Genomic DNA, 14,983 nt, shown 5'->3' on the forward strand with positions numbered 1-14,983 from the left:
AGCCCGGTAAGGCGTTCCTTACCTAACTCATCTCACGCTAGGGTTCCAGCGTGAACTTGGACATATCCAGCATTTCCGTCTCACGCCGGACCGTTCTCGGCACAGCCGCCGGCGCCGGCGCACTCGCCGCGCTGGGTAGCGCCACCTCGGCACCTGCGCACGCCGCGCCGGGTCGTACGGCGATCGTCATCGGCACGGGCTTCGGCGGGTCGGTCGCAGCGCTGCGGCTGGGAGAGGCCGGTTTCACGACCACAGTGTTCGAACGTGGCCGCCGCTGGCCGATCCGCCCCGACGGCGATACCTTCGCCGCCTTCTCCAGCCCCGACAAACGCGCCGCCTGGTTCGGCAACAGAGCCGGCGCGAACAGCTCCACGTCCATCCCCGTCGAGCCCTACCCGGGCGTGCTGGACCACGTGGTCGGCAACGGCATCGAGGCGGTCTACGGAGCCGGCGTCGGGGGCGGTTCGCTGGTCTTCGGTTCCTTCACCCCGGTCCCCCGGCGTCAGGACTTCGAGCACATCTTCCCGGCCGCGGCGAACTACTCCGAGCTCCTCTCGACCTACTATCCGCGCGCCAAGAGGACCCTCGGCGTCTCACCGATGCCGGCCGACATCCTCAGGCACCCCAACTATGTCGGGCCCAGGTCCTGGCTGAAGGTGATCGCGCGCTACGGCGCCACCCCGCACTTCTTCGATTTCGCGATCGACTGGGACATCGTGCGCGCCGAGATGGCGGGCCGTAAACGCCCGTCGGTCATCGTCGGCGAGTTGAGCTACGGCGTGAACAGCGGCGCCAAGAAGTCGACCGACCGGACCTACCTCGCCGCCGCCGAGCGGACGGGCAACGTCACCATCAAGCCGATGCACGAGGTCTTCGACATCCGACCGCGCGCACGCCGGGCGGGATTCGTCGTCACCGCCCGGGTCCGCGACGAGCAGGGTCGCACCATCCGGACGGTAACCGCCGAAGCCGATCACCTCTTCATGGCGGCGGGTTCGTTCCACACCACCCGCATGCTCGTCGAGGCCCGGGCGAGAGGCACTCTGCCCCGGCTCTCCCCCCGTATCGGCGACGGGTTCGGGACCAATGGCGACTTCCTGACGATCCGCACCAACCCGTCCGACGATTTCGGACTGGTCCAGGGCGGACCGGGGTACGCGCGAATCTACGAGGACCGTCTCACCGAGACGCCGATGTCGATGGTCTATCAGGCCACACCGCTTCCGGCGCCCCTGGGCAAGGCCGGGACCACCCACCTCGTACAGACCCACACCGACGAACGCGGCACGGTCGACTTCGACCACGCGAGCCGGACGGCGAAGCTGAACTATCCGTTTCCGGAGGGACGCAACAAGGTCGACCGCCAGGCGGCCGCCTTCGTCGGGAAGTTCCACCAGCGCACCGAGGCACGCCACGGCCGTCCCGCGAACGGCGTCCCGATCTACACCCGCGCCGTCGGATTCGGTTCGGCGGGTACGTACCACGGGCTCGGTGGCGTCGTGATGGGAGACGCGGCATCGATGGACGGGGCGGTCCGCGGTTACGGCAACCTCTACGTCGTCGACGGCTCGTTCGTACCGGGTGCCGTGGGCCTGGTGAACCCGGCGCTGACGATCACGGCACTCGCCGAACGCACGATGGATCGGTTCCTGGCGAACCACTGAGCACAACTCGGGTCGTCCTCACAAGGCAGTGAGATCGGCCGGGAGGCCTAGGGTACTGTGACACACAACACCCCGAACGATCGTTAGATAACGGACGTTCGGGGTGAACGTTCCCTTCGTCTGAGGAGTGCACCCTTGTTCCCTGGAGTCTTCGCCAAGTCCACTCCGGACAAGCCCGCCGTCATCCGTGCCGCCACCGGCGAACAGCTGACCTACCGTCAGCTCGACGAGAACTCGACGCGGCTCGCCAACTACCTGGAGTCGCTGGGTCTCGAGCGCGGCGACACCATTGCGGTGGTGTCCGCCAACGATCTCCATGTCTTCGAGGTGTACTGGGCGGCACTGCGCAGCGGCCTGTACGTGACCGCGGTCAACAGCCACCTCACCGCGGCCGAGACCAACTACATCCTCGACGACTGCAACGCCCAGGTGCTGTTCGCCGGCGCCTCGGTCGCCGACGCCGTCTCGCGGTCGGGCGAGGTCGAGGCCCTCACCGGCACCGGCCGTCGTCTCGTGTGGGGCGGTGACCTCGAGGGCTTCGACAGCTACGACAAGGTCCTGGCCAACGCGTCCGCGGAACCTCGCGCCGATCAGCCGCGCGGTACCGACATGCTCTACTCCTCGGGCACCACCGGCCGCCCCAAGGGCATCAAGACCCCGATGCCCGACGGCCAGGTGGATCAGGTCCCCGACATGTACACAGCCATCTTCGCGCCGATGTACGGGTTCGACGACTCGTCGGTGTATCTGTCCCCCGCTCCCCTGTATCACGCTGCGCCGCTGCGTTATTGCGGCATGACCAACTCGGTCGGCGGCACGGTGGTCATGCTCGACCGCTTCGAGCCGGAGGCCGCACTCGCGGCGATCCAGAACCACAAGGTGACCCACAGCCAGTGGGTACCCACCATGTTCATCCGCATGCTGAAGCTCCCCGAGGAGGTCCGCAACTCATACGACGTCAGCAGCCTCAAGATCGCCGTCCACGCCGCGGCGCCCTGCCCGGTCGAGGTGAAGAAGGCGATGATCGAGTGGTGGGGCCCGGTCATCCACGAGTACTACGCGTCCACCGAGGCCGCCGGCGCCACCTTCATCGGGCCGCAGGAGGCCCTCGACCACCCGGGTTCGGTCGGCAAGCCGCTGCTCGGCGTGGTCCACATCTGCGACGAGGACGGCAAGGAACTCCCGGTCGGCGAGGTCGGACAGGTCTTCTTCGAACGCGAGGACGTCGCCTTCCGGTACCACAACGATCCGGAGAAGACCCGCAAGGCCCAGCACCCGGAACACGAGAACTGGTCCACCACAGGCGATGTGGGCTACGTCGACGACGAGGGCTACCTGTACCTCACCGATCGCAAGGCCTTCATGATCATCTCCGGCGGCGTGAACATCTACCCGCAGGAGGCCGAGAACGTCCTCATCAACCATCCGGCGGTCTTCGACGTCGCGGTGATCGGTGTTCCCGACCCGGATCTCGGTGAGGTCGTCAAGGCGTGTGTCCAGCTCGCCGATGGTCGTGAGCCCTCCGACGAACTGGCCGATGAGCTCATCGCGTTCACCAAGGACAGCATCGCCGCCTACAAGGCACCGCGGTCGGTGGACTTCGTCGACGAGCTGCCGCGCACACCGACCGGCAAGCTGGTCAAGGGCGAACTGCGCAAGAAGTACTGGCCCGCAGGCTAGTTCACGATCCCTCAGGGAGCTGCCGCGCCACCGCTCCCTGAGCCTGGATCCGTGGAGGGGTGTGGGTGAGTGGTGGTGGGGTGTGCGTGAGTGGTTGATCGTGTTGTGGGCGTCGGGTATTCGCTGATCTTGCGTCAGCTTTTTCACTGGGTTTCCTGGTCGTGGGTGGGCGTGTTGGGGTGTTGGGTCAGGTGGTGTTCACCGCGGCCCACAGGGTGGTGAATGCGTGTTGGGATGGCCAGTGTCGGGGCAGGTGCAGGATGGGTGTTCGTGCTGGTCGGGCCAGTCGGGCGGGCACGGCGATGAGCGTGCGGCGCAGCGTCGCTCCGCGCGCGGCTCGTAGTCTGGGGGCCGCGCTGAGCGCGGCGAGGGTGCGCATGAGGTTGTGGCTGATGGCGGTCAGGGCCAGCCAGGCGGCGTTGGCGCCGAAAACGCCGGAGGGAAGATGCGCCAGCGGTCCGTCGATGAGGTCGGCGAACACGGTCTCGATGACGGCGTGGCCGCGGTGGTTGATGTCGGCGGTAACGGTGTCGTCGGTGGTGTTGGTGAAAAACGAGTGATACCGCCAGGCCGGCATCAGGGTGTCGGTGTCGGCGGGGTGATGGGCTTTGACTCGCCGCACGATGAGTCGGGCGGTGATCGGGTGCGGTGAGAGTGGTTTGACCGTGTAGGTGGTTTCGGCGACTTCGGCATCAGAGATCAACTCGCCGGTGTCGGGGTCGGTGACCGCCCCGGGATAGGACACCGGTGTCCAGGCGTCGTCGCCGATGGCGGTGATTGCGCGGGTGATCGCGGTGTTGGTCCGCAGGACCAGCGAGAACGTGGCGCCCAGGCGTTGGCAGGTAGCCATCACCTCGGCCGACCCGTAGGCGGCATCCGCGCGCACGGTGATCTCACCGGCGGCTCCGGCGCGGCGGGCGGTGGCGATGGTTTCGGCGAGCATCGTTGCTGCTCCGGCGCCGGAGGCGGCGCCCGGCGCGCAGCCAGGCGTTGGCGATCACCGGTGGGTGCTCGGGTGCACTGAGGGTGGCGATCAGCGGTGAGAGGCCCCGACGCAGCAGTTCACGTCCGGCGATCTTGGCGTGTCCGTAGGAGGCGCCGGTCTTCTGGTAGCCATAGACCGGGCGCAGCAGGGAATCGATATCGAGGAACACGCGGGCACCGTCGGTGGGTAACAATCCTGCCCGGGCACACATCGCCGGCAGCGAGCGCGTCATCACGGCGTTGAGTTGTCGGGTGTGCCCGGGGGTGAACTCCCGCAGGGTTTGTCCGATCGTGGCCGGGGCGTATACGCGGTCGAACAGGCGGGTGTGCCCACCGGCCCGGACGATGTCGAGGTCGTCGATACTGTCAGCGCCGCAACATAACCCGGCGATCACGGTCAGCAGTTTCGCTTCCAGGTTGGCTCCGGCGGAAGCGACCCGGGTGGTGCCCAGATCGACCCGTTCGGCCAGCAATGCGGCCACCCCGGTCGAGTGAGCCAATTCCATCACCGGCACCAACCCGGCATGCGACACCAGATTGTCATCGTCAAAGAGTGCCGACGTGGCCGAGAAGCTGTGTGATACTTTCACTGAAAGTGCCTTCTGAGCTGGGATGTTTAGTGTCTCAACACCACCAATCATCCCAGCTCAGAGGGCATTTTTATATCACCGACACCCCACACCCCTCCACGGATCCAGGCTGAGGGGCGAGCGGAGCGAGCCACGAAGGGTCTGGCGACGTTGTCTCACCAGGCCTTCGTGGCTCGTCGCTTGCGCTCCTCGCACCTCAGGCAGCGAGGATTGTGTCGCGTCTTTCAATCAGCCAGCAAGGGGGTCAGGCGAGCTCGATGATCTCCTGGTACTCGTCGCTCCAGTGGTCCTCGGTGCCGTCGGGCAGGAGGATCACCCGCTGCGGATCGAGTGCCGCGGCGGCGCCGGGGTCGTGGGTCACGAGGACCACGGCCCCGGTGTAGCTGCGCAGGGCGTCGAGCACCTGTTCGCGTGACACCGGATCGAGGTTGTTCGTCGGTTCGTCGAGGAGCAGCACGTTGGCGGCCGACGACACCAGACCGGCCAGGGTGAGACGGGTCTTCTCACCACCGGACAGGGTGCCGGCGGGCTGGTCGAGTTGCGCACCGCTGAACATGAACGCGCCCAACAGTCCCCGCAGGTCCTGCTCACCCGCATCCGGCGCGGCGTGGCGGATGTTCTCCCACACCGTGGCCTGGTCGTCGAGGGTGTCGTGTTCCTGCGCGAAGTAACCGACCTTCAAGCCGTAACCGGGTTCGAGTTGTCCGGTGTCCGGCTTCTCCACGCCCGCAAGCATTTTCAGGAGCGTGGTCTTACCCGCACCGTTGAGTCCGAGGACGACGACGCGACTGCCCTTGTCGATGGCGAGGTCGACGCCGGTGAAGATCTCCAGGGAGCCATAGCTCTTCGACAGTCCCGAGGCCATGAGTGGTGTCTTGCCGCAGGTGGCCGGTTCCGGGAATCGGATCCGCGCGGTGCGATCGGCCACCCGCTCCTCGTCGAGCGAGTCGATCATGCGTTCGGCGCGCTTGAGCATGTTCTGGGCGGCGGTCGCCTTGGTGGCCTTGGCGCCGAGCTTCGCGGCCTGGGCACGCAGTGCGGAGGCCTTCTTCTCGGCGTTGGCGCGTTCGCGGCGGCGACGCTGTTCGTCGGTGGCGCGCGCGTCGAGGTAGCGCTTCCAGCTCATGTTGTAGATGTCGGCCTCGCCGCGTACGGCGTCGAGGAACCACACGCGGTTCACGACGTCGGCGAGCAGCTCGACGTCGTGACTGATCACGACCAACCCGCCCTCGTGGTTCATCAGGAAGCTGCGCAGCCACGCGATCGAATCGGCGTCGAGGTGGTTGGTCGGTTCGTCGAGCAGGAGCGTCGTGTCGGACTTCCCGGAGCCGTCCGAGGCGGCGAACAGGATGCGAGCGAGCTCGATGCGACGACGCTGGCCACCCGAGAGGGTACGCAGCGGCTGGTTCAGCACGCGGTCCGGAAGACCCAGGCTGTTGCAGATGCGGGCAGCCTCGGATTCGGCGATGTAACCGCCGAGGGCGGCGAAGCGCTCCTCGAGACGTCCATAACGGGCGACGGCCTTGTCGCGCAGCTTGTCATCGGCGGCCTCGGCCATCCGCGCCTGCTGCTTCTCCATGTCGCGCAGGATCTCGTCGAGTCCGCGTGCCGACAGAACACGGTCCTTGGCGAGGACCTCCAGATCGCCCTCTTTGGGATCCTGGGGCAGGTAGCCGAGTTCACCCGAGCGCCGGACGGTGCCGGCATAGGGCTCGGTCTCCCCCGCCAGGATGCGCAGAGTCGTGGTCTTGCCGGCGCCGTTGCGGCCCACGAGGCCGATCCGGTCGCCGGGCTGGATACGGAGGGCGTCGCCGGGCGCCGATAACAGGGTCCGAGCGCCCGCTCGTACCTCCAGGTCGGTCGCGGTGATCACGACGGACCAGTCTACCGGCGCGCGTCCACTGGTTTGTCCACGAAAGGGTCGCAGACCACGCCGCGGAGTCGCCCCACGGCGACACGGTGGACCGATACGGTGGCAGACGTGACGCAATCCACAACGATTCCCCAGTCCTCGTTCCCCCAGACGTCCGACCTGACGGGGCGTTCCGCTCTGGTCACCGGCGCCAGCCGGGGCATCGGCGAGGCCATCGCCACCGAGCTCGCCCGACGCGGCGCCTCCGTCGTCATCACGAGCCGTAAGGCGGAGCCGCTCTCCGAGGCCGCCGAGCGTATCCGGGAGGCCGTGCCGTCGGCGGCGGTGACCGCGTTCGCCGCCAACACCGGGGACGCCGACGACCGGGCGGGTGCGGTCGCGGCGGCTGTCGAGCAGGGCGGGGGAATCCACATCCTGGTCAACAACACCGGGATCGCCCCGCTCGCCGGACCACTGATGGACGCCGATCTGGACGCCTACCGCAAGACCTTCGACACCAACGTCGTCGCCGCCCTCGGCTTCGTCCAGGAGGCCTACCGGGCGGGCATGAAGGACACCGGGGGCGCGGTGGTCAACATCTCCTCCGTCGCCGGTCTCCGGTCGACCGGTGTCATCGCGGCCTACGGCACCTCGAAGGCCGCGTTGATCCGTCTCACCGCGGAACTGGCGTGGGAGCTGGGCCCGAACATCCGGGTGAACGCGATCGCGCCCGCGATCGTGCGCACGAAGTTCGCCTCCGGATTGATCGCGGGCGAGAACGAGGCCCGCGCCGCCGCGGCATATCCGATGAAGCGCATCGGCGAACCCGAGGACGTCGCCCGCGCGGTCGCCTTCCTGGCCAGCGACGAGGCGGCCTGGATCACCGGCGAGACCCTCGCCGTGGACGGCGGCACGCTGGCCACGGGCGGCGCCTAGCGAGAAGGAGGCTCTCGCCGGTTCGTGGCAGGATCGAGGGCATGGCCGGCGGAGTGATCGTTCTGGGTGCGGGACCGGCCGGGCGTGCCCTGGCCCATCGGCTGCTCGCCGCCGCGGTACCGGTGACCGTCGTCGACACCCACCCCGACCGCGTCTGGCAGTCCACCTTCGCCTGCTGGTCCGACGAGCTCCCCGACTGGCTCGACCCGGCGGCGTTCGCCGCCCGCCTCGATCGCGTCGGCGTAGCCGGCACCGCTCTCGATGAAGTGGACCGCGGTTACACGGTGTTCGACACCCCCGGTCTGCAACGATCCCTGACACTCGACGGAGCGGACATCGTCACCGACCGGGTGACCGAGGTCGACGGGGCGCGAGTACATCTCAAGTCCGGTCGGGTCCTGACCGGCGACGTGGTGGTCGACTGCCGGGGGGCGCTCACCCACGAGGCGCCCCGGCAGACCGCCTACGGCATCGTCGTCGACAAGGCCACCGCCGCACCTTTTCTCGAAGACCACGAGGCGCTGCTGATGGACTGGCGCGGCGGAATCGTCGACCGCCGGGCGCTGCCGTCGTTCCTCTATGTGGTGCCGCTCGGCGACGACGAGTACCTCCTGGAGGAGACCTGTCTGGTCGGCCTGCCGGCACTTGGTCTCGACGAGTTGAAGCGTCGGCTCGACGTCCGGCTCGGCGGGCTTCCGTCGGGTGTCCGCCGGGCCGAACGGGTGGCGTTCCCGATGACGGGGTCGTCGCCGCAGCCGTGGCGGGATCCGACGTTCCGGTTCGGTGCCGCAGGCGGTTTCAAGAATCCGACAACCGGCTACAGCGTCGCCTACTCACTGATGTGCGTCGACGACGTCGTCGCCGCGCTGGCCGCGGGGCGGGACCCGATGCCCGAGCTGTGGCCTTCCTCGGCACGCGCCGTCCACAATCTCCGTCTGCGCGGACTCAGCGTCCTGTTGCGACTCAGCCCCACCCAGACGATCGCGTTCTTCGAGGCGTTCTTCGCGATGCCGATCGAAGCGCAGCGCAGCTACCTCAGCCGGCGCGACGACCTGACCGGGACGATGGGCGCGATGACCCGGGTCATCCGGGCCGTCGACATGCGCACGCGGGCCGTCGTGGCCCGCGGGGCCATGTCCACGCCGGACTGGGCGGGGGACGTCGGCCCTGCGCCGATTCGGTAAATCTGCGACGCTCGACGGCCTTTACCGCAGTCCAGCACCACCCCGGATGCAGAACCTGCAGGGTCCGGTCGCCGCCGAAAACATCCGAAGCGTGACTCAAAGTTCGGCGGTCGACCTCGTGGGGACGAAGTTGAAGGCGACACCCACGTTGCTCGTGTTGGTGGGATCAGGCCCCGCACCAGGTGTGGTCCTCCGCGCCCGCGGTATGTCGCGAGGGGCCGCCGAGACCGAAGGCGCGTCCTGCCAATCCGGACTGGCCGCCTGGAGTTCGAGGACGATCTCGATGAGACGTTGTTCATCCCAAGCTCGCCCTCCGATCTGCACGCCGAACGGGAGTCCCGTCGTTGCAGAACGACCGGCCGGCGTACAGATGACAGGTGTGCCGGCAAGGTTGGCCCACTGGACGTCTCCGGTGTTGCCGCCGAAGACCGACACCCCCGCCACCTCGATTCGCTTCGCCCCGTCCACCGTCGAGCCGGGTACGACTACAGCGTCGAGATCGTCAGCAGCGAACATCCTGTTGAACTCGTGTTGATATCGAAGCCTATTTCGCGCAGCTGTGAGGTAGTCGATCGATGGAATACCGAGCGCCGCGGCGGCCGCGGCGACAGTCGCGGCGTTGTCGGCGCGGTAGCTTGATATCCGGTCGGCGAACTGCCGGTGGTAGCTGCCCATCTCGGCTAGATCACCGGTCAACAGCGACGGAGCAGGGGTCGGAAACGACACGTCGACGACTCGACCACCCATGCGCCGGATGAGGTCGAGATAACGATCGAACAGCTCGGCGAGGGCCGGGGGGAGGGATTCCGCCTTGCGCCGCGCGACGCCGAATCGAAAACCGGCCAAAGGCGATCGACCGCCCCTGGCGACCAAGGGGTAACCCTCGGCCGGTGCAGGTGGAGCGACGCCGGTGATGGGATCGTTCGGGTCGGCGCCGACCATTTGATCGAGCAAGAGTGCGGCGTCGGCGACGCTGCGCCCCATCGGCCCGACGTGGTCACGGGTCCAGACCAACGGGATCACCCCGTAGGCGCTGCACCGACCGAATGTCGGTTTGATCGCAGTGACACCGCACGCGCTGGCCGGCAACCGCAGCGAGCCGCCCGTGTCGGTGCCAGTCGAAAGCGGGACGAACCGTGCAGCGAGAACAGCCGCGCTCCCTCCGGACGACCCGCCAGGCGAGTATTCCGGGTCCCACGGGTTCCCCACCTGCTCAGTGGCGATACCCATAGCGAACTCATCTGTGTGCGCGTGCCCCATCAGCACAATGCCGGATTCTCGAAGTTTGGCCCATACAGTGGAATCTCCAGCCGCGACATTCCCCTTGAGCACCCTGCTCGAGGCCGTGAGGGTAGGCCCGCGACCGCGAAAACGTCCTTGAGAGCCACCGGGATGCCACACACGGGAGGCGCTTCACCATGGCTACTTCGACCTTTGGCGGAGAGACGTCGGGCCGCGGCATCCGCGGCCGAGTAAGCCATCTCCGGGTAGATCCGAACCCAGCCGCCGATCTGTCCGTCCAGAGCCCCACTACGAGCGAGACAGGCGTCGAGCAGCTCTCTCGGATGCAGTCGGCCCGACTGCAGCAAGCTCGCCGCCTCAACGGCGCTGAGCAGCGCCGGATCGGTGGCCGTGATAGACGCAGGCGGGGGTAGACGACGTGCTGCTGTGCGGACGCTGCCCCCGGGTAGGCCCGCCGCCGTCCCACCCACACCCATCGCGGCCACCCCGGTGGCGCCGATGGCGGCTGCCCCCAGGAAACCTCTTCTGGTCAGTCCGCTCGAGACGACAACGGACTCGTCCATACCGGAGCCTCTTTCGATCTTGGCCTGATTCGCGATCCGCGATACCGAACACTTCGGAGCCGCGCCGGGGATTACCACGGCACGGACCGGCGTAAACATCGGGCGCTTCGGCGGGCACGGCGGGATCGCGACGTCAGACCATCGGCTGGGAACCGCACATCCCTGCTCAGCACCAGAGACGGTCAGCGCCGTCGGGCGCGCCACTGCCGGACCATGTCGTCGATGTCGATGGTGTGGGCGACGACGCTGTGCGGCATCGCGATCCGACGTGGCGCCAGGTGTGCTTCTCGTACACGCCGATTGAAGTCGGTGAGGATGTCGCGGACTGCGGTCTCGTCGGCGATGTCGCGCAGCGACTCCGGGAAATCCTGTGCCTCCCGGCGCAATTGGAGCGGCGCCGGGAGGAGGGCCGAGGAATCCAGGTTCTCGTCACGGATCTTGCGCTTGACCCACCAATCGGGGTCGTCGCTGTCCGACAGGTCGAGCGGTTTGCCGGCACCCGGCAGGTCGTCGAACTCGCCGCGTTCGGCCGCCTCGCGGATCATCCGCTCGACGCGTGATTCGAACCGGTTCACATCTTCGGTTCTACTCCCCCCGCACCGGAGACGCTCAGCCCGCGATGCGGGCGATCAGATTCGTCCGATTGCCGCACTCGGTCTTCCGGAGGGTCGACTTCACGTGGACGTGCACCGTGTGCTCGGAGACGGACACCGCGGCGGCGATCGACCTGTTGTCCATACCTGCGCAGACACGGCCGAGCACCTCCCGCTCTCGACTGGTCAGGCCGGTCACACGGGCGAAGAGATCCAGTCGGTCGGTGAAACCGCTGCGCTCGATCGTGACAGCGATGTCGCGACCGGTGGGCGGTCGCTCCCCACTCATCCGGTCGGCCTCCAAGGTCAGCCAGCCGTAGTGCTCGAGAAACACCCTCGCGCGCGGCGACGCTGCGTCGACGCCCCTCTCGCGGGCCACGAGCTGCGCCGCCACGTTGTAGGCGGCCGCCGGGATCGCCGGTACGTCCGGGATACGCCCGTCCGGTCCTGCATCGGGCGGATTGAGTCGGAAGAGCCGCGATCCCGCCCCTGCTGTCTGTCCCCGAAGTCGCAGGTGCTCATCCAGCACCACGACGGCGGGTCCGGTGGAGTCCGCCGGGCGGACGGGCTCGGTGAAGTGCCCGGCCTGGCGAGAGCGGAGGGCGGCCGTGACCGGCGGAGCGATCTGCGACATCCGGTCGAGGTCGTCGGCGGGGAACGGCATAACCCCGAAACGCCAGAGATCCAGCCAGCCCCAACACCCGAACCGGTCGACGAAGACCACCGTCGCCACGTCGCAGACTCCGAATTCCGCCAGCACATCCCGCCACGGGTACGACGCCGCGGTCTCGCGATGCCCGGCCCGGGACCACGACGTGGCCGGGACCCGGTGTCCCCGGAGGGAGGTCCAGCGTGTGCTTGTCGTGAGGTACCGGGCGCGGATCAGATCGGGCAGACGAGGCATCGGGACACCCGGCAGCGTCGCCAGCGGAGAGGTTCCGACCGCGGTGGTGGGGTCGGTCAGAAGCCACACGTGGCCGTCGAACCCGACCGCCTCCCCGAGGTCACCGAGTACCGCCAGCCGGAGGCTCTCCATCCAGGCGCCACGCGCGCAGGAGCGCTCGACCCGACTCAGGAGATCGACGCCCATGGGTCAAGGCTAGGCCCGGAAATCCCCCGTGGCGGGGATGTACGCACGGACCCGTTCGCTCGTACGGTCGACGAGTCCACTCACGAGAAAGGGGAACACCATGTATCAGCTCCGGATCACCGAAACCATTCCCGACTTCGACGCCTGGCGGCGCGCATTCGACGGCTTCGAACGGGTAGGTGCCGAGAACGGGGTCGTCGGTTATCGGGTGATGCGCAGCGTCGCAGACCCGACCGAGGTCACGATCGAACTCGATTTCGCCGACATCGTCCACACCAGGGCCTATGTCGGAATCCTCGAGAAGATCTGGTCCACCGCCGGTTCACGCCGAGTCAGCGACGCGCACAGCATGCCCACCGTTCACGAGGTGATCGTCGCCAAAGCGATCGATCCGGCCGCCCCGGCGGCGGTCGGATCGATGTAGCGCAGCGTTCTAGACGGTGAATCCGAGCGCGCGCAGCTGCTCCCGGCCGTCGTCGGTGATCTTGTCCGGGCCCCACGGCGGCAGCCAGACCCAGTTGATCTCGAGGTCGGTACACAGACCGCTGCCGACCAGGGCGCCGCGCGACTGATCCTCGATGACGTCGGTCAGCGGACACGCCGCCGACGTGAGGGTCATGTCGATCTTCGCGACGGCCTCGTCGGTCACCTCGATGCCGTAGACGAGTCCGAGGTCGACGACGTTGATCCCCAGCTCGGGGTCGACGACGTCGCGCATCGCCTCCTCCACGTCTTCGAGGGCCGGCAGCGAGGTCGCCGGGGCGGCCGGAGTGCCGGCGGCGGTGGTGTCCGTCGCGGTCGGGTTCTCGGTGGCTGTCTCGTCACTCATGCTGACTCCGCTTCTTTCTCGTGGCTGTCGGTGTCGTGGCTGTCCACCGTCTGGGAGAGAGCGTCCTTGAACGCCATCCAGCCGAGGAGGGCGCACTTCACGCGCGCCGGGTACTTGCTGACGCCCGTGAAGGCGATGCCGTCACCGATGACGTCCTCATCGCCCGGATCCTTACCGCGGGAGGTCATCATCGCGTTGAACGACTCGACGGTGGCGAGAGCCTCGCCGACCGACTGCCCGACGATCAGGTCGTACAGCACCGACGTCGAGGCCTGGGAGATCGAGCATCCCTGCCCGTCGTAGGACACGTCGTCGATCGTGGTGCCGTCCGCGGAGACGGCGACGCGCAGGGTCACCTCGTCGCCGCACGTCGGATTGACGTGGTGCACCTCGGTGCCGAACGGCTCGCGCAGTCCCCGACCGTGCGGATGTTTGTAGTGGTCCAGGATCACTTCCTGGTACATCTGCTCCATACGCATGCTCAGTTCACCCCGAAGAACTTCTGCGCCTTGACGATTGCTGCGGCCAGCGCGTCGACCTCGGCAAGCGTGTTGTAGGCGGCGAACGATGCGCGCGCGGTCGCGGCCACTCCGAACCGGCGGTGCAGCGGCCATGCGCAGTGATGGCCGACGCGGATGGCGACACCCTCGTCGTCGAGGATCTGCCCGAGGTCGTGGGCATGGATGCCGTCGACGAGGAAGGACACCGCTCCCCCGCGGTTCTCCGCGGTGGCCGGCCCGATGATGCGCAGACCGTCGATCTCGCCGAGCCGCGTGAGCGCGTACTCGACGAGTGCATGCTCATGGGCGGCAACGGCTTCCATACCGATGGTCTGCAGGTAGCGCACCGCGGCACCGAGGCCCACGACCTGCGAGGTCATCGGCACACCGGCCTCGAAACGCTGCGGCGGCGCCGCGTAGGTCGACGCCTCCATCGTGACGGTCTCGATCATCGATCCACCGGTGATGAACGGCGGCAACGCCTCCAGGAGTTCACTCTTGCCGTACAGCGCGCCGACACCACTCGGGCCGAACATCTTGTGCCCGGAGAAGGCGGCGAAATCGACGTCCAGCGCGGTGAAGTCGACCGGCATGTGCGGCACCGACTGGCACGCGTCGAGGACGACGAGCGCGCCGACGGCCCGCGCACGGGAGACGAGTTCGGGGACATCGGCGACCGCACCGGTGACGTTCGACTGATGGGTGAACGCGATGACCTTCACCGACTCGTCGAGGGTCAGCGAGTCCACGTCGATCCGACCGTCGTCGGTCACGCCGTACCAGCGCAGTGTCGCGCCGGTCCGACGGCAGAGTTCCTGCCATGGAACCAGATTCGCGTGATGCTCGAGTTCGGTGATCACCACCGTGTCGCCGGGACCGAGTGCCGAACCGCCGAGAACCGACGCCGAGCGCGGGTCACCGAGCGTGTAGGTCACCAGGTTGAGCGCCTCGGTGGCGTTCTTGGTGAAGACGAGCTGGTCCGACGACGCCCCGACGAACCCGGCGATGACCTCGCGCGCGTCCTCATAGGCCTCGGTGGCCTCTTCGGCGAGCTGGTGGGCTCCCCGGTGCACCGCGGCATTGTGGTGGGTCAGGAAGTACCGCTCGGCGTCGAGCACCTGGACGGGACGTTGCGAGGTGGCCCCGGAGTCGAGGTACACCAACGGCTTCTCGTCACGAACGGTGCGCGACAGGATCGGGAAGTCCGCGCGCAGCGCCTCGACGTCGAGAGCGGCTGCCGCAGTTGTTGTCTCAGGTGAGAGTGTCACGTGCGTGC

11 protein-coding genes and 2 pseudogenes are annotated in these 14,983 nt (G+C 67.7%); 5 read left to right on the forward strand and 8 right to left on the reverse strand.

Annotated elements, in window-relative coordinates; genetic code table 11:
- Positions 1 to 50: 50 nt before the first annotated feature.
- Both PWF70_RS12835 and PWF70_RS12840 read left to right on the forward strand, forming a co-directional pair.
- Positions 51 to 1,664, forward strand: a complete 1,614-nt coding sequence (locus PWF70_RS12835; RefSeq protein ID WP_286352631.1) for a GMC oxidoreductase — start codon at positions 51 to 53, stop codon at positions 1,662 to 1,664.
- Positions 1,665 to 1,799: 135 nt separating this feature from the next.
- A complete protein-coding gene (locus tag PWF70_RS12840; protein ID WP_006360454.1) occupies positions 1,800 to 3,344 on the forward strand; it encodes an AMP-binding protein in 1,545 nt (514 codons plus the stop codon).
- A gap of 187 nt (positions 3,345 to 3,531) precedes the next feature.
- Here PWF70_RS12840 and PWF70_RS12845 read toward each other — a convergent pair.
- Both PWF70_RS12845 and PWF70_RS12850 read right to left on the reverse strand, forming a co-directional pair.
- A pseudogene (locus PWF70_RS12845) lies at positions 3,532 to 4,918 on the reverse strand (IS1380-like element ISGosp1 family transposase).
- Between the two features lie 244 nt (positions 4,919 to 5,162).
- The gene (locus PWF70_RS12850; RefSeq protein ID WP_006357257.1) at positions 5,163 to 6,791 is read right to left on the reverse strand and encodes an ABC-F family ATP-binding cassette domain-containing protein; all 1,629 of its coding nucleotides are present in this window, start codon (positions 6,789 to 6,791) and stop codon (positions 5,163 to 5,165) included.
- Between the two features lie 99 nt (positions 6,792 to 6,890).
- Between PWF70_RS12850 and PWF70_RS12855 the strand changes: the two genes are divergently transcribed.
- The gene (locus tag PWF70_RS12855; RefSeq protein ID WP_040003951.1) at positions 6,891 to 7,706 is read left to right on the forward strand and encodes an SDR family oxidoreductase; all 816 of its coding nucleotides are present in this window, start codon (positions 6,891 to 6,893) and stop codon (positions 7,704 to 7,706) included.
- 41 nt (positions 7,707 to 7,747) lie between these two features.
- A complete protein-coding gene (locus PWF70_RS12860; protein WP_280089229.1) occupies positions 7,748 to 8,890 on the forward strand; it encodes a lycopene cyclase family protein in 1,143 nt (380 codons plus the stop codon).
- A 96-nt stretch (positions 8,891 to 8,986) separates the two neighbouring features.
- On the opposite strand, the pseudogene PWF70_RS12865 reads toward PWF70_RS12860, so the two are convergent.
- The 3 genes and pseudogenes from PWF70_RS12865 to PWF70_RS12875 all read right to left on the reverse strand — a co-directional run bounded on the left by PWF70_RS12865 (position 8,987) and on the right by PWF70_RS12875 (position 12,378).
- Positions 8,987 to 10,695, reverse strand: a pseudogene (locus tag PWF70_RS12865) (amidase).
- Between the two features lie 182 nt (positions 10,696 to 10,877).
- On the reverse strand, positions 10,878 to 11,240 hold the full coding sequence (locus PWF70_RS12870) for a DnaJ family domain-containing protein (RefSeq protein ID WP_187346508.1): 363 nt from the start codon (positions 11,238 to 11,240) through the stop codon (positions 10,878 to 10,880).
- Between the two features lie 64 nt (positions 11,241 to 11,304).
- Positions 11,305 to 12,378, reverse strand: a complete 1,074-nt coding sequence (locus PWF70_RS12875) for a helix-turn-helix transcriptional regulator (protein ID WP_052362808.1) — start codon at positions 12,376 to 12,378, stop codon at positions 11,305 to 11,307.
- Positions 12,379 to 12,478: 100 nt separating this feature from the next.
- Here PWF70_RS12875 and PWF70_RS12880 point away from each other — a divergent pair, with 100 nt between their 5' ends.
- Positions 12,479 to 12,802 (forward strand): hypothetical protein, encoded by a 324-nt coding sequence (locus tag PWF70_RS12880; protein ID WP_042378043.1) that lies wholly within the window; start codon positions 12,479 to 12,481, stop codon positions 12,800 to 12,802.
- A gap of 9 nt (positions 12,803 to 12,811) precedes the next feature.
- On the opposite strand, the gene PWF70_RS12885 is transcribed toward PWF70_RS12880, so the two are convergent.
- The 3 genes from PWF70_RS12885 to PWF70_RS12895 are packed head-to-tail and all read right to left on the reverse strand — an operon-like array spanning position 12,812 to position 14,975.
- Positions 12,812 to 13,207: a metal-sulfur cluster assembly factor gene (locus tag PWF70_RS12885; RefSeq protein WP_006357252.1), complete on the reverse strand. Its 396-nt coding sequence runs from the start codon at positions 13,205 to 13,207 to the stop codon at positions 12,812 to 12,814.
- On the reverse strand, positions 13,204 to 13,686 hold the full coding sequence (gene sufU / locus PWF70_RS12890) for a Fe-S cluster assembly sulfur transfer protein SufU (RefSeq protein WP_006357251.1): 483 nt from the start codon (positions 13,684 to 13,686) through the stop codon (positions 13,204 to 13,206). Before sufU ends, PWF70_RS12885 begins: the two co-directional genes overlap by 4 nt.
- Positions 13,687 to 13,688: 2 nt before the next feature.
- Positions 13,689 to 14,975 (reverse strand): cysteine desulfurase, encoded by a 1,287-nt coding sequence (locus tag PWF70_RS12895; protein ID WP_042378041.1) that lies wholly within the window; start codon positions 14,973 to 14,975, stop codon positions 13,689 to 13,691.
- Positions 14,976 to 14,983: the final 8 nt, after the last annotated feature.

Source organism: Gordonia sp. Swx-4 (genome assembly GCF_030316175.1).
In the GTDB taxonomy this organism is placed as follows: Bacteria; Actinomycetota; Actinomycetes; order Mycobacteriales; family Mycobacteriaceae; genus Gordonia; species Gordonia alkanivorans.